This is a genomic window from Hyphomonas sp. ske169 (assembly GCF_056850855.1).
Map to the genome: position 1 here is coordinate 634409 of NZ_CP096146.1, position 24569 is coordinate 658977.

Annotated in this window: 19 protein-coding genes and 3 tRNA genes; 12 read left to right on the forward strand and 10 right to left on the reverse strand. The window is 55.2% G+C overall.

The features are described from left to right. Positions 1-29 precede the first annotated feature (29 nt). The 3 genes from MY069_RS03005 to MY069_RS03015 all read right to left on the reverse strand — a co-directional run bounded on the left by MY069_RS03005 (position 30) and on the right by MY069_RS03015 (position 5668). The gene (locus MY069_RS03005; RefSeq protein WP_482795598.1) at positions 30-1679 is read right to left on the reverse strand and encodes a tryptophan halogenase family protein; all 1650 of its coding nucleotides are present in this window, start codon (positions 1677-1679) and stop codon (positions 30-32) included. Between the two features lie 19 nt (positions 1680-1698). Then, positions 1699-2487, reverse strand: a complete 789-nt coding sequence (locus MY069_RS03010; RefSeq protein ID WP_482795599.1) for a hypothetical protein — start codon at positions 2485-2487, stop codon at positions 1699-1701. A 133-nt stretch (positions 2488-2620) separates the two neighbouring features. Continuing rightward, positions 2621-5668: a TonB-dependent receptor plug domain-containing protein gene (locus tag MY069_RS03015; RefSeq protein WP_482795600.1), complete on the reverse strand. Its 3048-nt coding sequence runs from the start codon at positions 5666-5668 to the stop codon at positions 2621-2623. A 401-nt stretch (positions 5669-6069) separates the two neighbouring features. Between MY069_RS03015 and MY069_RS03020 the strand changes: the two genes are divergently transcribed. Continuing rightward, positions 6070-6143, forward strand: a tRNA-Cys gene (locus MY069_RS03020). Between the two features lie 246 nt (positions 6144-6389). After that, positions 6390-6465 (forward strand) — tRNA-Asn (locus MY069_RS03025). 125 nt (positions 6466-6590) lie between these two features. Here MY069_RS03025 and MY069_RS03030 read toward each other — a convergent pair. Both MY069_RS03030 and MY069_RS03035 read right to left on the reverse strand, forming a co-directional pair. Continuing rightward, positions 6591-7184, reverse strand: a complete 594-nt coding sequence (locus MY069_RS03030) for a hypothetical protein (protein WP_482795601.1) — start codon at positions 7182-7184, stop codon at positions 6591-6593. Positions 7185-7195: 11 nt separating this feature from the next. Then, the gene (locus MY069_RS03035; RefSeq protein ID WP_482795602.1) at positions 7196-8143 is read right to left on the reverse strand and encodes a sterol desaturase family protein; all 948 of its coding nucleotides are present in this window, start codon (positions 8141-8143) and stop codon (positions 7196-7198) included. A gap of 111 nt (positions 8144-8254) precedes the next feature. Between MY069_RS03035 and MY069_RS03040 the strand changes: the two genes are divergently transcribed. After that, positions 8255-9127: a LysR family transcriptional regulator gene (locus tag MY069_RS03040; protein WP_482795603.1), complete on the forward strand. Its 873-nt coding sequence runs from the start codon at positions 8255-8257 to the stop codon at positions 9125-9127. 126 nt (positions 9128-9253) lie between these two features. On the opposite strand, the gene MY069_RS03045 is transcribed toward MY069_RS03040, so the two are convergent. Next, entirely contained in the window at positions 9254-9922 is a 669-nt protein-coding gene (locus tag MY069_RS03045; protein ID WP_482795604.1) for a glutathione S-transferase family protein, read from the reverse strand. 111 nt (positions 9923-10033) lie between these two features. On the opposite strand from MY069_RS03045, the gene MY069_RS03050 reads away from it, so the two are divergent. The 5 genes from MY069_RS03050 to MY069_RS03070 are packed head-to-tail and all read left to right on the forward strand — an operon-like array spanning position 10034 to position 12402. Beyond that, complete coding sequence (locus tag MY069_RS03050) at positions 10034-10519, forward strand: winged helix-turn-helix transcriptional regulator (RefSeq protein ID WP_482795605.1); 486 nt, start codon at positions 10034-10036, stop codon at positions 10517-10519. Next, positions 10519-10836, forward strand: coding sequence for a hypothetical protein (locus tag MY069_RS03055; protein ID WP_482795606.1), 318 nt, complete (start codon positions 10519-10521; stop codon positions 10834-10836). Before MY069_RS03050 ends, MY069_RS03055 begins: the two co-directional genes overlap by 1 nt. 12 nt (positions 10837-10848) lie before the next feature. Continuing rightward, positions 10849-11253: a tautomerase family protein gene (locus MY069_RS03060; protein ID WP_482795607.1), complete on the forward strand. Its 405-nt coding sequence runs from the start codon at positions 10849-10851 to the stop codon at positions 11251-11253. A gap of 4 nt (positions 11254-11257) precedes the next feature. After that, positions 11258-11647, forward strand: coding sequence for a DUF4345 domain-containing protein (locus MY069_RS03065; RefSeq protein WP_482795608.1), 390 nt, complete (start codon positions 11258-11260; stop codon positions 11645-11647). A 29-nt stretch (positions 11648-11676) separates the two neighbouring features. Then, positions 11677-12402, forward strand: coding sequence for an SDR family NAD(P)-dependent oxidoreductase (locus MY069_RS03070; protein ID WP_482795609.1), 726 nt, complete (start codon positions 11677-11679; stop codon positions 12400-12402). A 126-nt stretch (positions 12403-12528) separates the two neighbouring features. Here the strand turns inward: MY069_RS03070 and MY069_RS03075 are convergent. Beyond that, positions 12529-12605, reverse strand: a tRNA-Asp gene (locus tag MY069_RS03075). 138 nt (positions 12606-12743) lie between these two features. On the opposite strand from MY069_RS03075, the gene MY069_RS03080 reads away from it, so the two are divergent. Then, positions 12744-15299, forward strand: a complete 2556-nt coding sequence (locus MY069_RS03080) for an AsmA family protein (RefSeq protein WP_482795610.1) — start codon at positions 12744-12746, stop codon at positions 15297-15299. Here the strand turns inward: MY069_RS03080 and MY069_RS03085 are convergent. Continuing rightward, positions 15296-18022, reverse strand: coding sequence for a M1 family metallopeptidase (locus tag MY069_RS03085; RefSeq protein WP_482795611.1), 2727 nt, complete (start codon positions 18020-18022; stop codon positions 15296-15298). The genes MY069_RS03080 and MY069_RS03085 overlap by 4 nt on opposite strands. A 49-nt stretch (positions 18023-18071) precedes the next feature. Here MY069_RS03085 and MY069_RS03090 point away from each other — a divergent pair, with 49 nt between their 5' ends. After that, complete coding sequence (locus MY069_RS03090; protein WP_482795612.1) at positions 18072-19079, forward strand: MsnO8 family LLM class oxidoreductase; 1008 nt, start codon at positions 18072-18074, stop codon at positions 19077-19079. Here MY069_RS03090 and MY069_RS03095 read toward each other — a convergent pair. Together MY069_RS03095 and MY069_RS03100 are read right to left on the reverse strand one after the other, a co-directional pair. After that, on the reverse strand, positions 19060-20190 hold the full coding sequence (locus MY069_RS03095) for a M14 family metallopeptidase (RefSeq protein ID WP_482796674.1): 1131 nt from the start codon (positions 20188-20190) through the stop codon (positions 19060-19062). The genes MY069_RS03090 and MY069_RS03095 overlap by 20 nt on opposite strands. A 2-nt stretch (positions 20191-20192) precedes the next feature. Continuing rightward, entirely contained in the window at positions 20193-21509 is a 1317-nt protein-coding gene (locus MY069_RS03100) for an NADH:flavin oxidoreductase/NADH oxidase family protein (protein WP_482795613.1), read from the reverse strand. Positions 21510-21562: 53 nt separating this feature from the next. Here MY069_RS03100 and parE point away from each other — a divergent pair, with 53 nt between their 5' ends. Continuing rightward, positions 21563-23560 carry a DNA topoisomerase IV subunit B gene (parE, locus tag MY069_RS03105; RefSeq protein WP_482795614.1) on the forward strand — a complete coding sequence of 666 codons (1998 nt, stop codon included), beginning with the start codon at positions 21563-21565 and terminating at the stop codon, positions 23558-23560. An 88-nt stretch (positions 23561-23648) separates the two neighbouring features. Continuing rightward, positions 23649-24560, forward strand: coding sequence for a hypothetical protein (locus tag MY069_RS03110; RefSeq protein WP_482795615.1), 912 nt, complete (start codon positions 23649-23651; stop codon positions 24558-24560). Positions 24561-24569: the final 9 nt, after the last annotated feature.

The window sequence follows — 24569 nt, forward strand, 5'->3', positions numbered from 1 at the left end:
GCGGTTCTAGGTGAACTTCTCACGATTCATCAATGCGGTTTAGCGACATCTTCCGCCCATCCCGGAGGTTGGTAGCCGCTATATTTAAACTCCGGCATCCCCAGCACCCGGTGCAAGTAATATTCATGCGGCGGCAGCTTCTTTTGCGCCTGTTTCAGTCGCTCAATGATCGCGGGGTGAACGATCGGCCGGTCCGCGCCGTCAGTCGGCGGTGCAAGCGGCGCTCCACAGAAGTGCATGCCATACATGATGGCCTCATAGCTTTCATGATTCCAAATACCGGCTGTATCGATTGCAGTTCGCCCGTCGGTGCCCGCGAGTGGGCTTGTCTGCAGCGGCCCGGAAAAGCCCGGTAGATATTGATCTTCAAAGTCTGATGCTGATGGCGGTTTGATCTTCCAATAGTCGAACTTCGCCTTCAACCGATCGGTGATCCGTTCGGGTTTCTGCACCTCTCTCCAAAACGCAGTATCGGTCCTTCGCGACAAGCAATAATGCATATTGATGAAGTCCAAGATCTCCAAATATCTGTTATAAATCAGACGATTAAACCGGAAAGACATGGCCTCCATCATATCGTCTGTTTCTGGAAAATGTTCGGCCAACATCACGGCGGCCATGTCACAGAGATAGAGGCCAGTGGATTCGAGCGGCTCAATAAATCCGCCAGCTAGTCCGATCGCAATACAATTGCCCTGCCAGGCCTTGCTACGCTGGCCGACTTTGAACTTGATCAAACGCGCATCGATATCTTTCGCATGCGGCCCTTCATACGCTCTGAGTTCCTGATCCGCCGTCGCTTCATCTGCAAAGGCGCTTGAATGAACATACCCAATCGACCGCTGGTCTTGTTGGGGAATGTCCCAAATCCAGCCTGAGGAGAGCGCAGTGGCGGTCGTGTAAGGACGTACGAGCCCGGGATAGTAATCTTCATACGGGATCCGCGCGACGAGGGCCTGATCGCACATCAGCCACTGCGAATAGTCTTCATAGGGCACGTTTAGAGCTTCGCCGATCAGCTTGGCCCGAAACCCGGTGCAATCGACATAAATATCGGCTTCACAGGCCTCCCCCGAATCCAATTCAACAGATGAGATCATCCCAGCCTCAGACACGTTCACTTTAGTGAGGTTGGCAAATTGATGGCTGACGCCGCGCTCGATCGAGAAATCGCGAAGATAGTCAGCAAACTTCTGAGCGTTCATATGAAAGGCGTAAGATAGCGGCGCGCCCATATCCCACGCCCCGATCATCCGCGGAGCCCTTGCCATATCGCAAATTACGGGCTGGGCAGACACTGTCTCCATAAATGGGATTGAGCGATCAGACGCGAGCCATTCACGGCCAGATCGATCAATCGGCTGGATTCGATATCGACTAAACGGATGGTGATAAAAGGACTGATCATTGAACAGCCAGTTCTGATAGCGGATCGATTGCTTATAAGAAGCATCCGCCGCTTTCATGAACTCGACCTCATTGATGCCAATCACAGATAGAATGTGTTGGATCGACGGCACGGTCGCCTCACCGACCGAAATCCGGGGCAGATCTGGCGATTCGACCAGCTTAATATCAACGCGCGGATCAGTGCCGCGTTTGTTCAATGCGCCATTTAAATATGCGGCGGCCATCCAGCCTGCAGATCCACCGCCAATGATTAGGATACGTCGTTTCATCATCTCTCCCGCCGGCGGCTTAGGTATAACCCAGCAAAGACCGAAGGCCTGGCACCGCGAAATCGACCAATTGCTTCTGCATCGCTGGCAACTCATCAGGGACACTAGCTGAGTCTGACTTCAGATTTTCTCGCGCTGTCCCGCTTTTCTTGCGGTCTGATCCGACCCGTACGCGCTCGCGCCAATCGTCGGGAAGCTCGGCAATCCCGCAACGCCCAAGCAGCTCTGTGAAATAGGTCTCAGCTTCGTCAGTATCGAGCGCCCGGCAGTGCGAAACCAAGTCTTCGTATTTCACGATATACGCAGCTGTTCCAAGCCAGCTGACGCAATTATGGGTGTAGATATCCGATAGTGTGGGGACTTTCTGATAAATCCCGAAAATCATCATATTCAGAATGGCATCCATTGGCGCATTGCCATCTTTCAGATGCTCGAGATCGGCCTCAAAATTATCAGACAAGAAGAAGCGCGCCCGTGCCAAAACCCAATCATAAGGATCGCGCACGAGGAGCAGATGATGCACCTTCTTAAGAACGATGGCGCAATCATCAGAAAACAGTAGATGGCCCCAGCTGAGCTTTACGTCTTTGGATGAGAATGCGTTCAGGTGCTGCCTCAGATTCGGAAACTGAACGAACGTGTCATGGTATTGCTGCTCGACCGGCACGAACATGCGCACAATATTGCGCAAGAGATGCGTTCCGCTTTTTGGAACCGAGTTCAGAAAGACTGGGGTCTCAAGCCGCTTTTGTTCGAAGGCTGCGTTCAGCTCATTCAGATTATCAGCATTCGCAATCACGCGAGGCATTTCAACTCTCCCCTGAGTTCGGTTGAACTGTGCCGACCCGCAATGCGTTGTCAACGCAGCAGGCGCATCAATTTCGCTAAGAAAAATGGCGGGCCCTGCGACCCGCCATTTCTGTTTTCAAATCAAATGGTTCTTAGAAGCTCTTAGAGAGGTTCAAGAACACACGACGTCCAAGATAGTCGTACTGAGAGACGACCAAAGAGTTACCGGCATCCGCATCAGATACGGCTGGTGGGTGCTCGTCAAAGACGTTTGAGACACCGATCCGGAACGTCCAATCATCACGCGTATATTCAGTCGAAAGCGTGTGATAGATCACTTCTTCAGTGTAGTACTTGTAGTTCACAGGCACACCATAAAGCGTTGTACCACTGTCATTCTCACTACGTTCCTGCTGGTCCGTTTCACCGATATAATCGATCCCCCAGAAGAAATCCCAATTGGTATCAGTATCGAGCGTGAAGTTGACATAACCTGTCGTTTCAGGCTCGCCATACTCGCCGTTCAGATCTTCAATCTCACCCAGTGCATCCAGCTGAGTGAAGGATTCTAGTTGGTGCGTGGCTTGTGCATCAACAACCAGGTCACCCCATGGCGTGCCATGAACGTAACGAGCCGTGACATCGAAGCCTTCATTGACCTGAGACGCAACATTGACGAACTGCGCCCGCACATCGGTAATCCGGAAGCCATCTGGACCAGCCGGGTTACGATCAAAACGGTCACACAATGGCTCGTTCGGGAACGAGTCAGCCGTGTAACACCCTTGAACGATTTGCTGTGCCGTCAGGGTCGTAATCTCGTCATTGATCTCAATGTCAAAATAATCAACCGCGACGCTCAGATCGATGAAACCAGGGGTCCAAACAACACCAGCACTGAAGTTATCCGATGTTTCTGGCTCCAGCTGTCCAAGACCACCCCCGCGGAACACGTCTGCGGAAATCGCAGGTGCGTGATCTTGAGGAATGCCTTCCGCCGCACAATTGGCAGCGACTGTTGGTGAAATGTCAGCTGCTGATCCCCATTGGAAACACGGATCGATCACACCTTGGCGCGCGAAACTTGTTTCGTCGGCAAGGAACAATTCAAACAGTCCAGGCGCACGGAATGAAGTCCCCTGTGTGGCGCGGAAACGGAACTGATCGTTGATCGCCCAGTTCAAGCCAACACGGTAGGTTTCACCTGTATCATCGACAGTGTTGATATCGGTGAGGCGACCTGAAGCAGCAATGGTAAGACTTTCTGCAAATGGTTGATCTTTAAAGATCGGAATCTCGATCTCACCAAAGACAGCCGTTTGCTCTTGCTTACCAGTCGTAATGCCCGCTGAGGAAGCGCCCCAAGCATTGCCGGCGAGAATGATGTTCGACGGCGTGTCTGTGATTTCATCTTCCTGGTAAAGGAAACCGACCGCAGCACCGACTTCACCTGCTGGCAGTGTAAAGATCGGGCCCGACAAATAACCTTCGATTGAAGACTGCGTGTACTCCGTATTCCCGCGGTCACGCGTAAACAAGAAGTTCTCGACTTCAGGGCTGTATTCACCCGCCAAGAGTGCTGGGTCAAACCACGGCACATCGACACATGGGCGTCCAGCAACAGACGTCAAACCACCATTGACTTCACCACAAAGGGTCGTCTGGAAGTTGTAGTCAAAAATCGCATCTTGATAGATGAAATCTTCGACATATTCACCGTCTGATTTCGAGTACTGATAGGCGAGGTCCCAGTTGAACCCTTCAGCAAATCCGCCCAGATCGCCGCGGAGGCCACCCACAAAGCGTGTGTACTCAACGGTAACTTCTTCGTCTGCACGATCTGAAATCGCTGTTGGAGAGAACCATTGCAGGCCTTCCCATCCTTGCGCAGACGCCTCAGGGTTCGTTCCTGGTCCACCGAACAGCCCCTGAGAATCGCCACCATAGTGGTAAGACCAGAACTGACGGTAGCCGTCTGAGTATGTTTCACGCTGATTGTAGAGCGCTTCACCATAAGCAGTGATGTTGTCCGATAGCTGGAATTCCCCTTCTGCCATGAGCGTAATCCGCTCAACTTGTGGCACCAGAGTTTCCGCGTTTTGGAATGGGTGATCGAAATCTACCAAACCGCGTGGCTCAGTGCCGACAGTGATTCCATTCCAAGCCGCGAGACCATCAATATCGTTCTGATCATAATAGATTGGGAAGAAGCCATTTGGTACGCTGAGTTGTCCAGGGGCACCAGAATTCGGATATCCCGGGATGTTCGCGGCCAGCGACCCATCATAATCATATTGCGCTAGGAACGGGAACGTCGTTGGGACGTTCGTGTCACCCGCATAATCATAAATCCAGACATGCCCCCACAGCAGGTCGCGGCATTGGAATTGGCCAGTACGCGGGTCAATAACATCTGCTCGGCTACCATCATCGTTGAACGCATAGGCTTCGTTACAATCGAGATAGTCGCGATCACCGCGAGCGAGAATTTCGCGTTTGAAATAGTCACCAGTGACACGAATGCTGCCGCGTTCAAATGTCTTACCGTAGCTGCCGCTTAGACGGAATTCTTCACCGCCACCTTCGGACGGCAAGGATGTATATCCGTCGATGACGCCGCCATCTTCTTTGCGAGTGATGATGTTCACAACACCGGCAATCGCGTCAGATCCATAAACGGCAGATGCACCGTCTTTCAGGATTTCCACGCGCTCAACCGCGGCGAGCGGGATAGAGTTCAAGTCAAACGAGGAGACAGACCCGCGGGTACCAGAAGGACCAGCACGACGGCCATTCAAGAGGAACAAGGTCCGGTTGGCGCCCAACCCGCGCAATGCCAGCGTTTCTGCGCCGGTACCACCATTGCTAACGAACTCGTTCGCGACAGCCGCGTTGATCTGAGACGAACCAGATGCTGCAGTCGATGTTTGTAGAAGCGCGGCAACGTCGCCGAGACCTTCAATCTTCGCTTCGTCCGCAGTCAGAACGTCAATCGCCACGGGGCTCGTGAATTCGTTTCGCGCGATCCGTGAACCGGTGACCACCACCCGTTCTTGAACCGACTCTTCTTCACCGGCGTCTTCTGAAATCGTCGTGACTTCGACCGCTTCGTCAGCATCTTGCGCATATGCGCTACCGACAGAAATCGCCAAAGCGAGCGCTGATGAATACATCAGACGACTGCTGAATTTACCTTGCATGTTAGAACTCCCTGAACAGCAAGTATTCGCCCCCCAGCTGGACAGCGAAATACGTTTTTCAATTGATGGGTCCCCTTCCCGAGGATTCCATAGTTGAGCCTGATAAGATAATTCTTGCACCGTCAACGCGATTTACCCGTACGGCATGCAATAGTGTTGCGTGTGCAACTTTTTTGTCACATTCGTAACGAGATTGTTGGAGACAGCCAGCTGCTGCCCCGTGCGCCACAGACTTTCCGCACACCCTGTCAGAATGGCATTGCACTCGCTGACGGAAGGCGATAAAGACGCGCTCTTCTTTGAGTGTCTCGGGCTCGGAGAGCTGGAAAAGCAGTTTCACCACGCGGCTATATCCAGCGCTGACCTCCACCCGAATTTAGAGACTTAAGAGACCCCAGGTTGGCTCTGTGGCGGAGTGGTGACGCAGCGGATTGCAAATCCGTGTACGCCGGTTCGATTCCGGCCGGAGCCTCCACCCTTTCCAAAATCTCACCAGATTTCAGACCTTCCTGAAGAGATTTGCAGATTCCCTTAAATCTTTTTGAAAACGTTTAAACCTTGTTAACCATTATATAGGAGAAGGTTAATGTCTTCTATTGGAGACACCCACCATCACCCAATGCCTCGGCGGAACATTTTATGTTCCGCCAATTTTTTATCAGCTTTCTGAATTTCCTGGTTTGACACCGAATTCGGTTTTGCTAGAGAGGCGGCTCGCTGTTCCGCGATAGCTCAGTTGGTAGAGCAGGCGACTGTTAATCGCCCGGTCGTAGGTTCGAGTCCTACTCGCGGAGCCAGCGCTTTCCCAAATAGAATTTCGACCATGTGCAAACGCATCGGGCGAGGCACCAATCGCCCTGCCCTGCCCTGCTGTTCGTTGGCGATGCCCCCCTTTTGGCTCGCGAGGCGATTTCACTTTGTCTTATGGAAATCGCTCACGTTCGCGACCGGAAAGCAGCATTATCGCGATCGCGACCACCCAAATCGCAACCAGCACATGATATAGATGCCAGCTCAGCTCTACGCTCAGCGCCGGCGAACGTCGCACAAATAATGCATTGAGCGGTAGAATTGCGGCAAAGACGAAGGCCAAAAGGCGCGCGCGCCCGCTCTTAAATTGCCACGGGGCCAGAGCGGCAATGATCACAGCCCACGTTAAGGCAGCCAGAGGCTGAAAGGCATTATTGATCACCCCAGCCAGCACTGAAATTGTAACCGCCAATCCCATGCCGCTAGCAAAGTGTAATCGACGCTCGGGCGAGACCAGACCCCTCGCGAACGACAGTGCAATCAGTCCGGTCGCTAGAACCCCGCCATGCTGAGCAACGAAACGATGGATTCCGGCAAAGTCAGAACCTAGGCCAAACGCGAAACGGATCGTACCCAATCCTGCCGCAAGCCCCAATATTCCCATCGCAATCGCAGACACGCGGATGGATCTATTCCAGAGGGTCCACATCGCTCCCAAGCAAGCGATGGTCAAAATAAACTCGGAGACGGCAAAGTGCGTGGGCATCGCTGGGTGCCTTAAGCCGATGGCACAGGATTAGGCGCACCCGCTGTGTAGCCGGTTTTGGTCGGCGCTTCGGCTTCCGCTTTGATCTGAAGTGACGTTTGCCGTGATCCATCATGGCTCCAGCCAGGCTGAGCAAAGATATACATCAACCGATCTTTGAAACTACGCCCCGGCCCAAACACATCCTTCACGATGCCCCAATATTCGTGGAAAATAATAGTAATCGGGTTCAGCGTCTCGAGATCCTTGACCAGTCCGTAATCCGGCTTGTCCTCAGGGTCCTCTGCTGTGAATGTTCCAAACATTTTGTCCCAGATGATCAAGGTGCCAGCATAGTTCATGTCGAGATATTTCGGGTTCTTGCCGTGGTGCACCCGGTGATGAGACGGCGTGTTGAAAATCGCTTCATACCAGCGCGGCAGCTTATCAATCGTCTCGGTGTGCAGGAAGAATTGGTAGATGGCGTTCAAAGCACCACAAAACAGGACGAGCACCGGGTCAAACCCGATCAGGACGAGCGGAATCTTCAAGAATGTCGTGCCCGAGAAATGCTTAGTCCAACCCTGTCTGAGCGCCACCGCGAAATCGAAATGCGTGCTAGAATGATGAGTAACGTGCATCGCCCAGGGCCAGCGAATCCTGTGTGCCATGCGATGATGGAGATAGTAGCGCAGGTCATCGATCACGAAACAGGCAATAACCGACACAATCGTCAGCGGTATCGTCGCAATCCGGTACTGTGCTGCCCAGAACAGCATTCCGACCGTCAGAAAAGCGACGGCGCCATTCGTCACCACGCTCATCAAGCCGAGAAAAATGCTAACCAAGTCGTCTTTTGTCTCCATGCTCCCGCGCGCTTTGAAGACCCGCACAGCAATCGTCTCAATTGCTATTGCGGCAAAGAAAACCGGAATGGCGTACAGGGTGATTTTTGATGAGATCAACGCTTCTAGATTCATGATTCAATCCTCCTCAATAGGCGCCTGAACAGCGCTCTGAGGATGGGATAGGCGACTCATTCCTATCTTAGAATTGAAATTATAAGGATTATTGATTACTCATAGGAATATATGATTGATCTCCGCCTCATTCGCCACTTCGAGTCCGTCTATCGGCTAGGCAGCTTTTCCAAGGCCGCCGACGAAATTGGTTTGTCGCAATCAGCGCTAACCAAAAGCATACAGTCTCTAGAGTCGGCCTGGGGCGTCGCCCTATTTCATCGCACCACTCGCTCAGTGGCGCCGACAGATGCTGGCAAGCGGCTCTACCCGATGGGGCTCGACCTTCTTGCACATGCAGAGACGGTCAAAGCTGAAACGCGCGGCGGCGAGCGCGAGTTGAATGTGGTTAGCGGGCCCGCCATTCTCGAAACCCTGATCCATCCAGCCATCCTAGGGTTTCGTGAGACGTTTCCCCGAACCAGGATCACCGCAGAGACCATGCCACCCGCGCATGCCGTGGAAGAATTGGTTCAGCGCCGCATTCATATCCTGATCTATCACACGACAACCATTCGCGGCCTTCCCCATTTCAATCGGTTGCGAACCAAGGAATTGCTGAATGAACCGTATATGGTCGTCTGCCGCCCTGGCCATGATGTGCTGAAAACGGACCGCTCCGAGGCCTCAATCCTGGCGTTTGAGTGGGCCATTGCGGGCTATGATCCCGTCTTCGAAGCAAACCTTCCTGCGGCGACCCGAGAGCTGCTACAAGCGAGCAAGTTCCCGAAATATCGCTTGCTGAGCCAGACGGCCTGTCTCGAAATGGCGAAGACCACAGATATCATCACCACTGCGCCACAATCGGCGATCGCCCCTCTGCTGAAGAGCGGCGAGGTCTCGGCTTTTTCGCATCCGGCGGAGATCACGTTTGCCGTCAGCGCTGCAGCGCTCGTCGACACATGGCGAGAGCCTACCGTTCAAGCCTTCGTGGACAACCTTTAAGCCCCAGCACGTAGATTGCTCAAAGTCTGTGATTGTACGTGCCGGCGAGAGAGTGCCGAGACAAGAGCCAAACTGGGCCTAGGAACAACCGGACAACAGGGCCAAGACCACTCAGCAGAAAACCGCTTAAGCAAAGAGCGGCGATGCCGTTCCAACAAGATCTCGTTCCTGCTGGAGAATGCGTTGGAATGATGGACGTGCATGAAGCCGCGGAACATAGTCCGACAGGTTTGGCCAGCTCTCTGCGTCAATGCTCTCACCTGCATGGAAGAAATTGACGAAAATGCTGCCTGCTGTGAGGTCGGCCAGGGTGCACTGATCCCCCTGTAGGAAGGCACGACCGGTCTCTAATTGCGATTCTAAATAGTCAAAAACTTGCGGCCTTATGGCTTTCGCAGCCGCAACGATTTCAGGATCTGGATCGATCTTTTGGAAGGTCGGGTTGATAAATTGCTGAATGAAAAGCGGGGCCTCGACTTTCGAGAACAAAGCCGTCGCAAGATAGTCGCAAAGCCAGAGCATCCAGGCCTCATCCCATCCCGATTCCGGAAATAATGGCGGTGTCGCAACCTCTGCCTCGAGCAGCGTACACGCCGCGAAAGAGTCCGGAAGAAAGCGTCCATTAATCTCGAGAACTGGCACTTTCCCGAGGGGACTGATCTTCAGAAAATCCGGATCGGGCTCCCCGAGCGGGATCACGCTCACGATCTCATAATCGAGTTGCTTTTCCTCAATGAAAGCCACCAGCCGGCGCACCCAGGGTGACAGTAATGTGCCGTGAACTTTGAGCTGCATGACGCGTTCCTTTCCGCGAATGAAATATCGATCAGTTTTATACAGAAACTGGTTGCAATACGAAACCTCTTAGCGTATACGGTTTCATATTGCAACTAAGAATATTGAGACATGAAAACCAAATCCTTCTCGAATATGCAGTGCTCGATTGCCCGGACGCTCGACCATGTTGGCTCCTGGTGGTCGCTTCTGATTATCCGTGATGCGATGATGGGCGCGCGGCGTTTCAAGCATTTTCAGGAAAATCTCGGCATCGCCAAAAACACGCTGACCAGTCGGCTCGGCGATCTGATCGAAGGCGGCATCATCGAAAAAGTCCCGGCGGCTGATGGGTACGCGCATGAGGAATATGTCCTCACAGAGCGCGGCCGAGAACTCGCGCCGGTGATTATTGCGCTGGCGCAGTGGGGTGACAAATGGGTAGCCCATGAGAAAGGCCCATCCACCGTCATCACAGATAAAGCCTCTGGCGATCGCCTCCCGCGCATCTGGCCGCGCCGCGAGGATGGCGAAGTGATGCCGCTCAAAGAAGTCGGCATGCGACGCGCCAACGGCGCCCCACCGAAAATTTGGCATGAAGAAACGGAGGACTCCTAATGATTTCATGTACGTGTATCGTCCAAGCCGGGCAGGTCTCTGCCGAGACCGAAGCGACGCTACGAGCCAATCTGAACGCGTTTTCTGAACGCGCTTTTGGCGAGCCCGCCGAGATTAATTGGCGAGCGATTCCAGAACGCAGTGGATTTACCGCCGCAAAACCAAGCACTTCGTCGATCGTATCGATGACGGCGAACAAGCCGATCGCTCAACCCGAGCGCGCCAACTTGCTCAAAGAAATGTGCGAACTCTGGGTGCGCGAAACCCATCGCTCCTTGGATGAAGTCGTCGGCGTGATTTCCGATCCCCAAACCTAAGAGGACCCGACTATGCCACTCTATCTATGCAATGCCGCCAGAGGCGCAATTTCTGATGCGGCCAAGCCAAAAATTGCTGCGGATATCACCCGCATTCATTGTGCTGTGACCGGTGCGCCTCCACAATTTGTGCACGCCTTCTTTGTAGAAGAAGACGTTGCGCCGCCGCTCAATGGAAAGTCTGCGGTATTGTTCGGAAGCATTCGAGACGGACGCACCGATGCCCAGAAAGATCAGATCATTTCCGAGATGCGCCAGTCGATCCAAACCCATGCCGGGCTTGATTTGGAAGACATTGGCATGCTGACGACAGACGTGCCCGCAAGCTGGGCGTTTGAAGGCGGCGAAGTGATGCCGGAACCTGGCGAGGAAGCCGAATGGCTCGCCCGTCACCAAACGCCAGCAACGGCGGAGTAGTCTGATGATATCGCGTCTGTTTCTCGGCTTTATCGCCCTATCGATCGGGTCGATTGGGATTCTATATCTGTTTAACCCCAACCTCTTGCTCGCGCGCTATGATCTCGCGACCGGAAGCACGGGTATGGATAATATGTTGCGCTCGACTTATGGCGGATTGTTTTTGGCGTCGGCGGGAATCTTCGCGATGGGCGCTTTCATTACTCGTCGGCGCCGCGATGCTCTGGCCTTCGTCGCTATTTTCATGACTGGGGCTGCGCTCGGCAGGATTGCCAGCATTCTGGCGGTCGGGATGCCGCCAGCAACCATTATGCCGCTGCTCTATTTCGAGATCGTAGCAACTCTGATTGCGCTGGCGCTGTACGTTCGAACTCCAAGCGCGCATAACGAATAAATATTGCCAACAAAGCAGAAGGATCCAGCATGTCTGATACCGTTATTGTTCTGGGCGCTGGCGCCTCAAAAGGCGTCGGCGGCGCGCTCGGCCGCAAGTTTGCCGATGAGGGCCACCACGTCATCATGACCGGGCGGACGGCTGCCAAAGTCGAAGCCCTGGCCAACGAAATATCGGCCGCAGGTGGATCGGCAGAAAGCCTGCCGGTCGACGTCACGTCAGAAGCCGATCTCGATGCCTTATTCGATCACGCAAAGGCGCGGGGTCCAGTCGCTGCCGTGCTGTATAATGCAGGGAACAATGCGATCATTCCATTCGAGGATTTGCAGCCAGACACGGTTGAGCAATTCTGGCGGGTGGGATGTTTTGGCGCCTTCCTCGCCGCCAAGCGCGCGATACCGATCCTGGAAGCTCAGGGCCGCGGCAGTCTGTTTTTCACTGGTGCGTCTGGCTCGTTGCGCGGGCGCCCGAATTTTGCACATTTTGCCATGATGAAAGCCGGTCTGCGGATGTTGGCGCAATCGCTGGCCCGTACATATGGCCCCAAAGGCGTCCATGTCGCGCATTTCCTAATTGATGGCGTGATCGATGGCGAAATAGTGCGCAGCCGTTTTGGAGATTTTCTCGACGGCCTTGGTGAAGATGGCGGCTTGTCGCCAGACGCGATCGCGGATGCCTATTGGCATGTCCACACCCAGCATCGCTCCGCCTGGACCCACGAAATGGACCTGCGCCCATACAAAGAGAATTGGTAAGTCGCTAAGGCTGTTAAATCCGGATACCGTGCGCGCTCTTCCGTGCCAGACGCGGAATCGAGCCGCCGGGGCGACTCGTAAATTCAACAATTTCAATGATTTAAAATGCATTCACTTCGTAAGAAGTGGCGCGAGTGACGGGACTCGAACCCGCGACCCCCGGCGTGACAGGCCGGTACTCTAACCAACTGAGCTACACCCGCGCATGGGCTTCCCCGCCGAAGCGGTGAGATGCTGATCTATACGTGCGTTTTTTAAGGGTCAAGCGGCAATTGCCATGACTTTGACATCAGATGCAGCTATTCAGCTGCGATACAGCTAAAATAGGCGAAATTCCTCCCATGAAACGTATTCTGATCATCCTAGGCGCCCTGCTCGCTCTTCTATTAGCGGTGGCCGTGGCTTTGCCTTTTTTGATTCCCGCATCGGTCTATAAAGCGCAGATTGAAACAGCGGCGACGAATGCGCTCGGACGCGAGGTCACCCTTAAGGGAGACGCGAATCTTTCCGTCTTCCCGGTCATTGCCGCGCGCGTGGATGGAGTTGAGATCGCCAATCCCGAGGGATTTTCTGAGCCGCTCATGGTCGAAGCCGGAAGCTTGCGGGCCAGCATCAAAATATTGCCGCTTCTGTCGCGCCGCGTCGAAGTCGCTCAAATCACCCTGGATGATGCAACCGTCCGGTTAGAGAAACTGGCTGATGGCCAAGTGAATTGGGAATTCGGTCCTGAGCACGCCCCAACCGACGAACCGGAGCCGGATGCGGGTTCCGGCAGCCTTGAAACCGGGATTGACCGGGCAAGGCTGTCAAACACCGCCATCTTCTATCGCGACTGGACCACAGACACCCAATACGCACTCACCGATTTTAACGCGACCGCGCGGCTGACCGCCATGGACAAGCCCCTCACCTCTTCTGGCGAAGGCTTAATCAACGGACAGGCGTTTGACTATCGCCTGCGGCTAGAGACGATTGCGGCTTTGAACGCGCAAGAACCGGTCGATTTGGACCTGCAGCTTGGCACGATTTATGGCGATGTCGACTATGATGGCGCCCTCACGCTCACCGAAGAGCCGGCCTTGGATGGCGCGTTCGAGCTTAGGTCCGAAACACTTGGACAAGCGCTCACCATATTAGGAGACGCCAACCTTCCAATCGTCGCGAGCGCGCTTGAGTCAGTCCGCGCCAAGGGCACGATCAGCGGCGCCGCCGCGACTGCAGCCTTGGATTTTGAGCAGCTGACCCTGGCCGCCACAGGTTTGGATCTCGATTTCAAAGGCGCGGTTCAGTTGGGCACGACCCCGACTTTGGATGGCGCGATCGATCTCAACGCGGCAGATGCGCAGCGCTTGTTAAAACCAAACCACCCGCTGATCCCTCTGCTGGCCATATTGGGCGATGTCGACTTTGAAGCACGCTTAAGCGGCCCGATCACGGCGCCAAACCTCACCGGCATTGTTCTGAAACAGCGCGGACAGGATCTCTCAACCGATTATGCAGGCAGCCTCGGCTTCGATGGCGATCGCGCGTTGGATGGCCAATTGAGTCTTTCAAGCGATAATCCTCGAGCCGTTCTATCGGCGCTGGGCACTGAATTCCCGCCTGGGGAGTCTTTCAATAATATTGCTTTTTCGGGTAAAACGTCGGGATCCGTCATGGCGCCCAGCTTGAACGACGCTTCGTTCACGATTGATGAGACCGACGCGACTGGCACCATCGGCGCTGATTTACGCGGCACACGCCCTCGCATCACGGCTGACCTCAAGATGCCGCGCTTAGATCTAACGCCATTCCTGGGCGCTGAGCCTCAGGAGCCAGCCCCGAATGATTGGGACGATTCACCTCTGGATCTCGCCGCGCTAAAGATGATGAACGCGACAGTGACTGTTGCTGCCGATGAAGTGATTATGGATCAGATCACGCTGAATGATGCGCTTTTAAACACGCGGCTCGATGATGGCCGGCTATCGGCGATCTTCAGACGGGACAATGATGTGCCCGGCTTTAAAGTGTTCCAAGGCAATTGGTCAGGCGATTTGGTACTCGACGCCTCGCGTTCGACGCCGACCCTGCAAATCAATGCATTGGCGGACAGTATCGCCGCTCAAGATATGCTGACCGCGCTCACCGGCTTTCGGAATTTGGACGGGCTCGGCGATGTGCTGATCGATCTCAGCTCAGAAGGCTCTAGTATTAAAGCGCTGGTCAGCGGGCTCGACGGCAAGTTTGAAACGGATCTCAATGATGGCGCCCTGCGCGGCCTCAACTTGACCAAATTGGTGCAGAGCACATCAAACCTGCAGCAGCTTGTCAGCAATGGCGGTCTCACCGTGGCGAGTTTCCAAGAGGCATTCTCGCCAAATGCGACAACCGACTTTTCGAAATTTATCGGCAGCATGGACATTACTAATGGCGTGGCGACACTGACCGATCTGAGCATCGACAATCCGGTGATTGGCGTCTTCGGATCAGGTCAAATCGATCTTGGTGCGCGGACCTTGGACATCAGGCTCACCCCGCGCGTGGATGTTGCGGCTGCGGGCGCTGGCTCGACCATTGGCGTGGGCGATATCCCAATTCCGGTTCGCATCTATGGTAGCTGGTCGAATGTTCGGTTCGGACTGGATTCTTCCGCCGTGCAGGCAGAGCTGACAGCGAGGCTTCGCGACCAAGCCGCTGGCGAAATCGCCGACCGGATCGGCGGAGATGCCGGAGCGATTATTGGCGGCATTATTGGCGGCGGCTCAACCACGCAAGCGCCCGAAGAACAGGCGGAAGAAGAGGCGGAAGAAGAAGCGCCGAGCCTCGAAGATGAACTCACCAATCGCGCCCTAGGCGCCTTGTTCGGCAATCGCGACCGTGACGAGGAAACCGAAGAAGAAGCCGAGCCGAATTAGCCGCGATCGCGGAAAAAGGCGCGCACTTCTTCGCCTTTCGCCGCTTCGAGCGCGGCGCAGAGCTCAATTCGCTCAATGGTTTGGGTCAAGGCGCGCTCATGGCCTTCGGCGAGGTCGCCTTGCGCCTCGAACAAAGCCACAAGCTCATCACGGGCGGCCAGCGAGCACATATCGTCTGCCAGAGCTGGGCTGGATCGCTTTCTCTGACGCGGAATGGTTTCGAGATAGGTCGAGAAATTCTCCTGAACCCAAGCCCAAGTCGCGTCGCGAGTCTGGCTTTGCCGCATTTGTCCGCGAATGATGGTGCGGGTTTCTCGGCTTCCCAATTCGCCCGTTCGCGCCAATTCTAGAACGCGCTCGAGCAGATCTGGATCCTGGTTTTGGCCGATCGCATAGGCGACGGCATGCTCAAATACGGGATCATCAAATTCTGTCCGCGCCTCTAACAATCGATTTAAGAATGGTTCGCCATAGACCTGCAACCCGATCGCCATCGCGGTGAGATATTCGTCTGTCGTGATCGTGCGATCAGAGGAAACGTCCTCCATGCCGATAAAGCTCGCGGCAGCGTCAGCGAGCCCCTGGCGAAGGACAGCATCTTGGCCCGTCCGGACTAAGAACCGTTCCAGGCTCGAGCGCATGATTGCCAATTCCGGATCATCTCTCCCCTGGTCCTCAAGCGCTGTATGGCGGTATTGGAAGACGTCCAAAATCGCGGCGCGATAGCCTGCAAGCGCCTCGGCATCATCAGCTAGAAGACGCTCAAACGCGCCGGCTTGTTTGATCGCGGCTTGCACCACCCGGCGTTCCTTATCGCGTACCGCCTCATCGATGAACCGCCACACGGTTTGCACATCGATCCGCCCGGCCGCGAATTCAGCGCCAATGCTGTCGAGCGTGGAAAGTTTCTCACCAGCATTCAGATCATCAAAATTGCGCCCAAGCTGCTGCCACATCTCATAAGGCAGCGAAAACCGGTAATAGCCGGTGCCATCTGCGTTTGGCAGGAACCAGCGGCTATCGATTTCTTCAATTGGCACCAAAGCGCTGGTGACCGGTTGGCTCTTTTCCGCCAGCAGCATGCAGTGCCGAAACCGCTCATCTGCGAGGCCCGCCACCCAACATACCGGCACGACCCAAGTGCGGTCATCCGTCAGTGAGCTACCAAGCGGCGCGTATCGCGATTGCGTCACCTCAAGATCGCTGAGACTGTCATCGCCCCCAGGATAATTCGATTGCGTAATCGTCAGGAGCGGCAGACCATTCTGCTCAACAAAGCTCCGAAACGCCCGTGTAAGATCCGGCTCACCCGTCTCGCGACCAATAATGTCGAAAAATTCCGGACTGTCAGCCACCCCATCCTCATAGGCCTCGACATAGCGGCCGAGCGCCGGACGGAAGACATCCGCGCCGAAATAAGCATCGACCATGCCGATCACGGCAAGGCCTTTATTATAAGTGATCGAGTCATAGGCGTTGCGAACATTTTCGTTCAGCGCAATTGGCTCCCGCACAGCCCGGGCGCTGGCGAGACTGTCGAGATCCATGGCGCGGATGCCGTCGGCAATAGCGTCCAATTCAAAGCCCTCGCCCGGATACATTTCGGACAGGCTTGCCCCTTCGCCCCAGCTGGCAATCCCTTCTTTCAGCCAAAGGTCATCCCACCATGGCGGGGTGACCAGGTTGCCGAACCACATATGCCCAACCTCGTGAGCGTGAATGGCGAGCAGGCTGCGCCGGGCGGCAGGCCCGATTTCCGGGCTCGCCAGAATCCGGCTCTCGCGATAGGTGATCGCCGCGGCAAGCTCGGTCGCGCCGGAGGGCCATTGCGGAGCGGCAACAATATCGAGCTTCTTATAGGGATAAGGCTGCTGTAGCGCTTCCTCAAAAATGCGCACAAGCTCTGGCGCGGTCTCAAGCGCAAGTGCCAATTCACCACCTTTCCCGCGTCGCGCAAATCCGCGCAAAGGAATGGGCTCGGACCGGACCTCATTTGGCGGCAATAGGCCCGCGTCCACAACATCGAAACTGCCCACTGCAAGCGATAAAAGATAAGTTGGCAGCGGCCGCGTCGTCTCGAATGTGACTTTCTTCAAGCCGCCATCCAGTGGTTCGACGGAGGCTTCTGGCGCATTTGAGATCGCGGCATCGGCTTCAGGGATGGTCAGTGTGATATCAAACGGCGCTTTGAAAGCTGGCTGGTCAAATCCCGGCATAAAGCGTCGCGCTTGGATGCTTTCAGATTTCGCCAAGGCATAAGCGTCGCCCTGCTCTGTGACTTTGAACAAGCCCGACAGATTGGCGTCAAAGGGTGCATGGTAATCAATCTCAACAACCACTTCGCCTGCGGGCACGGTCTGGCCAAATCCAAGCCAGGCCACCCCAGACTCACGCGCCATGGTCCACGTGCCCGTCACGGGTTCTTCGGTGCCCGCAAACGAACGCACGCCAGTAACGTCTAAGTCGCGGCCGTGGAGATAGACGCCGTCTGCCGCGTCATCCAAGGCGAGGGTTATTGTGACCGTTCCGCCAAACCGCGCGTCGCGAGGATCGAGCGTCAAATCGAGCGCATAATGGGTCGGATAAGGTGAAGCGGGAAGCGGCCCAGCAGGCGCTGCGGCGATAATCTGCTCCAAGTCTGACGTTTCGGCTTGGCTTGGCGCTACACTGCCCCCGCACGCTGCTAAGACCAAACTCACAATCGAAATCAAAACGACGCGCATTGCTTACTCCAGCTTGTCTACAGGACCTGCATAGCGCACAACGAGCGCGATGAAACCCACACTTTCCATCCTCGATCCCTCGCCGATATTCAATGGTCGAACCGCCGCAGATGCCTTGCGCGAAACGCGGGCGCTGGCGCAAGCGGCCGATGCAATGAGCTATCGCGCCTATTGGGTTCAAGAACACCATAATGCGAGCAGTTTTGCAGGCACGACCCCGGAAATCATGATGGCTGATCTGGCGGCGCGAACGTCAAGAATTGTGTTGGGATCCGGCGGCATCATGTTGCCAAACTATTCGCCCTTGAAAGTCGCAGAATGGGGGCAAACCCTGTCGCAACTTTATCCCGGCCGAATTGAGATTGGCCTGGGGCGCGCAACCGGTGCAGATCCGCGCGCGTCGGCGGCTTTGCTTGGGCCTGGCGGCCAAAACTTCCCGACCATGCTCCGAATGCTCATGGATTGGATGCTGGACGCCAGCAGCGAAATCCCCTTCCCGCCTGATCACCGCGCGCAAGGGATTGCGGCCAATCCAGCTGGCCCTCGCCCGGATCTTTGGATGCTCTGCTCTTCACCAGGCTCTGCCGCGTTCGCAGGACAGATGGGCGTAAAGCTCGCCTTCGCTGACTTCTTAAATCCTGGCGGCGCGAGAGCTGCGCTCGATGCCTATCATGAGGCGTTCGAGCCTTCTCCGGTTTGCGCTGAACCCTATGCAGGGATTGGCCTAGTGGTTCTGGCGGCTGAGACGGAGTCGGAAGCCGAGCGCCTCGCCGCACCGATTAAAGCCTGGGCACTCGGACGCGCGACCGGCAAATTCAGGCCCTATCTTGAAACAGACGCCGCGATTGAGGCGCTTGAACAGGCGCCACTTGAGCCCGGCCAGCGTGGAATCATCGGAACCGGACAATTGGTGGCTGAGCAGCTTTCAGAAACCGCTCGCGACACGGGCGCGAAGGAGTTTTTTATGCTCTCCATCACCGACCATATCGAGACGCGGATAAACTCCTATCGCCTCATCGAGCGTGCGATGGCAGAGCTCAACGCAGCAACGGCATAACCGCAAGCAGCGGACTAAGCACACTTGCGCCGAGCTGCTTACAGCGCGCCGGCGACCATCCAAATTCGGCGTCCGGATGGTTCGCGTCATCCTTGAACGGCATTTCCAGTGTCATCGCCAAACAATCGAACTTTTCCGCCAGCGCATTGCTGCAAATCGTCATATTTGCATTGCCAGGCGAGTTCGTGGGGTTGCCAAACTGAGTTTGGAACGCGCCATTTGAAGACTTCACGTAAGAGGCTTTGAACGTCTCTTGCAGCCCCGCCAAGCGATCGCTCCAGCTCGGAATGCCTTCCGTGCCAGCGATGAAATTATAAGGCAGCGCTTCATCGCCATGGACATCGAGCGCGAGATCGCAGCCGGTTTCCATCATTTTTTGCAAGACCAGATGGACTTCCGGGCTCTTCTCCATCGTCGGTGTTGCCCATTCGCGATTGAGGTTCACACCCGCCGCATTGGTCCGCAAATGACCACGCGCGCTGCCATCTGGGTTCATATTCGGAACGATGTAGAATACGGCGCGTTCCAGCAGATCCTTCGAGATCGCAGAAATCGGATCGAGCATCCGTTCTAAAAACCCTTCCATCCACCACTCAGCCATTGTCTCCCCAGGGTGTTGGCGCGCGGTGATCCAGATTTTGCGTTTGCCTTCGCCGGGTTCGCCGAGGGTGACCAGATCAAGGTCGCGTCCATCCAGCGTCTGGCCAAGGACGGAAACTTGAGAATACTCATAATGCTGCGCGCCCGCGATCAGCATTTGATGCCGCTCAGAAGAATATGGCGCGAAATAAGCGACATAAATCGAATTGGCGGTCAGCTCAGTCTCGATCGTTAAATGCTGACCATCATACGCTGTCGGCACCCGGTGCCAGGTCATTGTGTCTTGAGAGACGACGGCGCGATAATTTTCCCAGCCTTTCGGATAAGCCGCGCCACCGGCATTTTCTATGACCAGGCGAATCTCTTGCCCTTTTTCGCCTGTGACGCGAAAATGAAACCACTGATAAAAATCGGACTGATGGTCTTTGGCGATTTCCAAGCGTACATTAGCGGGGTCACTGGCGTCTTTTACGATGATGTTTCCGCTGTCGAACGCGGATGAAATGCTCAGGCTCATGCAGTCTCCGTCCCTTTAAGATCTGCCTGGTACGCCTTCGCCATGCGCGAGTCGATGCCTTGCATCTTTAAGAAAGCGTTGAGCACGCTCAATTTTCGGTTTGGTTCCTGCCCATCGGCGATCCGGTGGAGCTGAGAATAATACCAGCCCTGCATGCCAAAGCCGTTCAGCGCTTTGAACAGACCGATGGAAGAATTTGGCCCAAAAATGCCGGGGCCAATGCGCAGCGTCTTTTCCCATTTAGGCAGCTCTTCAAGCGCTCCGGAGACCAAATCGCGCGGTGCGTCCACATCGACGCAAAGCGGTCGCCCCAGCCCAATCAGGTCGGCCTCTCCGCTTTCGAGCGCGGCATTCATACCCGTGCGTGTTCGGAACCCGCCGGTCACCATAAGAGGCATCTCGGCGACGCTCTGCACCTCTTTCGCATAGTCTAGGAAATATGCTTCGCGCTTTTTCGTGCTCTCGCGGACGCCGTCTTCATGCGCTGGCTTGAAGCCTTCCATATCCATCATTTTAGGTTGCTCATAATTGCCGCCGGAAATCTCAACGAAATCCAAACCGAGCGGGTTTAGCATTCCGATAACAGCCGTGGAGTCTGACTGCGTGAACCCGCCTTTCTGGAAATCGGCCGAGTTGAGCTTCACCGAAACCCCAAAGCCAGGTCCGGCTTCGGCTTTGGCGGCTTTGATCACGTTGAGCAACAAGCGCGCCCGGTTCTCTAGCGGGCCGCCCCACTCATCTTCGCGCTGATTGGTCAGTGGCGACAGGAATTGGCTCATCAGATAGCCATGCGCCGCGTGAATCTGGACGCCGTCAAAGCCTGCCGCCCGCGCCGCTTTGGTCGCGGTCGCATACTTTTCGATTAAGCGTTTGATATCGTCGCCGGTCATGGCCCGCGGCGTGCCGAACTGTCCGCCAGGAAGGTAGACGGCGATGGCGCTGGGCGCATCCGGCTGTGGATTAACCATTTTCTGGGTCTGCCGCCCGGCATGACTGAGCTGCATCACGGTTTTACCTCCGCCCGCATGACAAGCCTCTGCCCATTTCGCCAGCATGACAGCGTGTTCATTCGACGGTGCCCCATCAATGACGACATTACCGGGCGCCTCTAAGTTTCGACGATCGACCAGGACATTGCCTGTAATCTGCAATCCAATCCCGCCATCGCCCCATGCTTTATACAGCCGCAAGTGGCGATCGGTGACTTCGTTCCGTGAATTCGCCAGTCTTTCCGTCATTGCCGCCTTAACCAGCCGATTAGGTAATTCGACGCCAGATAGCAGGGTTAATGGCGTGTTAATTAAAATCGTCATGATGGAAGTCCTTGGAATCAGTGGGCGAATGGGCTTACGGGGAGAAAACCATTATGGGCGCTGCAAAGCAAACGAACCTATTCAAAGACATGAACTCTGATCCATCTGGCTATAGCGCAAAAGACATCGAGGTCCTCGAAGGCCTCGAACCGGTACGGAAACGTCCCGGCATGTATATTGGTGGCACCGACGAGCGGGCCTACCATCACTTGTTCGCAGAAATCCTCGATAACTCAATGGACGAAGCCGTCGCGGGCCACGCCTCCCGTATTGAAGTGCATGTCCGCGCCGACGGCTATGTCGAAGTGATTGATAATGGTCGCGGTATCCCGGTGGGCGAACATCCGAAATATCCTGGCAAGTCTGCGCTGGAAGTGATTATGACCACGCTGCATGCGGGCGGGAAGTTTTCGAACAAGGCGTATGAGACGGCCGGTGGTTTGCACGGCGTCGGTTCATCGGTTGTGAACGCGCTGTCTGAGCGTATGGAAGTTGAAGTCGCACGCGACAAGAAGCTGTATTTCCAAGCTTTTGAGCGCGGCAAAGTCACTGGCCCGCTGGAACTCTTAGGCGCAGCACCGAACCGGCGCGGCACAACGGTCCGCTTCAAGCCTGATATAGAGATATTTGGCGAGAAGATCCGCTTCAAGCCGCAACGCTTGTTCCAGATGACGCGCTCGAAAGCGTATCTCTATCGCGGCGTGGAAGTGCGCTGGAAATGCGATCCGGAGCTGTTGCCGGAAGAATCCAAGGTCCCGGCCGAAAAGACACTGTCTTATCCGAACGGTCTCGCCGACCAGCTGGACGAAGTCTTCAAAGGCAAAGCCACAATCACTGAGCAGCATTTTGCCGGCTTGGTCGAAGCCGATGGCGGCAAAGTCGAATGGGCGATTGCTTGGACAGCAGCCGGATTTGGCGAAACCGACGGCTTTTCGCGTTCTTACTGTAACACCATTCCGACCCCTGATGGTGGCACGCACGAAGCAGGCTTCCGCTCTGCGATCACCAAAGCGATGCGGAATTATGCTGAGCTGACAGGCCAGAAAAAAGGCACGTCGATTACCGCAGACGATATTATGGGCCATTCTGGCTTGCTGCTCTCTGTGTTCATTCGCAATCCAGAATTTGTGGGTCAGACCAAAGATAAGCTCTCGACAACGGCGGCATTCCGCGTGGTTGAGAACTCTGTCCGTGACCGGTTCGACCACTGGCTCGCCGCTAGCCCGAAAGAAGCCGATAAGCTTCTCACCTGGGCGATTGAGCGTGCTGATGAACGGGCACGCCGCCGGAAAGCCAAAGACGTGGCCCGAAAGTCGGCAACAAAACGGCTACGCCTCCCTGGCAAGCTGGCCGACTGTGCCGACAGCAAGGGCGACACAGAACTGTTCTTGGTCGAGGGTGATTCAGCGGGCGGCTCAGCCAAACAGGCCCGCAACCGGAAGACCCAAGCCATTCTGCCTCTGCGCGGAAAGATCTTGAACGTCGCCTCAGCCACCGCCGATAAAATGGACAAGAACCAAGAACTGCAGGACTTGCTTCTCGCGCTTGGCACCGGCACTGGCTCGCGCTTCAATATTGATGATCTCCGCTATGAGAAAATCATCATCATGACCGATGCGGATGTGGATGGGGCGCACATTGCGGCGCTGCTTATCACCTTCTTCTACAAGATGACCCCCGGTTTGATTGAAAGTGGCCGTCTCTATATGGCGATGCCGCCGCTTTATAAGCTCTCTTATAAGGGCAAATCCGTCTATGCGATGGATGATGAGGACAAAGACCTTCTGATGGAGCTTGAATTCAAGCCCAACCAAAAAGTCGAACTCAGTCGCTTTAAGGGTCTTGGGGAAATGAACCCAGGCCAGCTTAAAGAGACCACGATGAATCCTGAAACGCGTACGCTGGCCCGGATCACGCTCCCAGACAGCATTGATGAGCTCACAGAAGCCAAACCGGCAGAGCTGATCGATACATTGATGGGCAAAAAAGCGGAGCACCGCTACCGGTTCATTCAAGAGAATGCCCATTTCGCCGAAGAGCTAGATGTCTAGTCGGCGAATTTAAACTCGCCTCTCGCGCGAATTGGCCTCAAAATTGCTTCCAAACGTCCTGACGATCACAAATTCGTGAGGAAGTTCGATGTATGTGAACTGGCCAAGCCATTCTGACACAGAATTCGGAAATGACGTTCTGTTGGCACAGCACAATGTCTCAAGCTCAGACCTGTTTGAAGATGAGGGTCTAGCGCATTTGCTTGACGTTTATCCGCGAGAGAGCCTCGATATCTGGACGTTCGGCCAAGAAAGCGAAGGTTTGAACACGTCGCTACGCGGTTGTGCGCCAACGCTTTCAGGCAAACAGATCGTAGAAGCGGTCAAACGCGGACATATCTGGCTCAACATGCGGCGCGCCAATATTGATGTGCCCGAACTGGGCCCCATTGCAGATAAGATCTACGACACACTGCAAGACGCCAGTGGTCGCAAGGTCCGGAAACGCGATCTTTCCGTGCTGATCTCATCGCCAAATGTGCAGGTTCATTATCACTTAGACATCCCGCTGGTCGCCCTGTTGCAAATGCGAGGGGAGAAGACGTTGTGGATGTATCCACGCACCGAATCCCTTGCGCCGTCCGACTTCATTGAAGACATCGTCCATATGCGCCGGGAAGAAGAGCTCCCCTATCGCAAAACCTATGATGATGAGGCGACGGCCTATAAACTACGCCCAGGCATGGGGCTGACTTGGCCACAATTTATGCCGCATCGCGTGCAAAACGCTGATTGCATGAACGTGTCCTTATCGTGCGAGTATCAGACGTTAGGCAGCTTTGTTCAGGCCAATGCAGCCTACACAAATGGCCTCATTCGCGGCGCGACGCCCCTTGCGCCCGCTGTGAATGACAATGTAGGCCCGGTCTCCGTGGCGAAAGCAGCATTCGCGCGGGCTCACAAAGCCGTCGCTCGAAGAGGCCCACGTAAATCACCAACACCCATCACGTTTGAGCTTGACCCAGCTCGCGAAGACTGCGTGCGACAGCTCTATGGATAAGCGATTTTT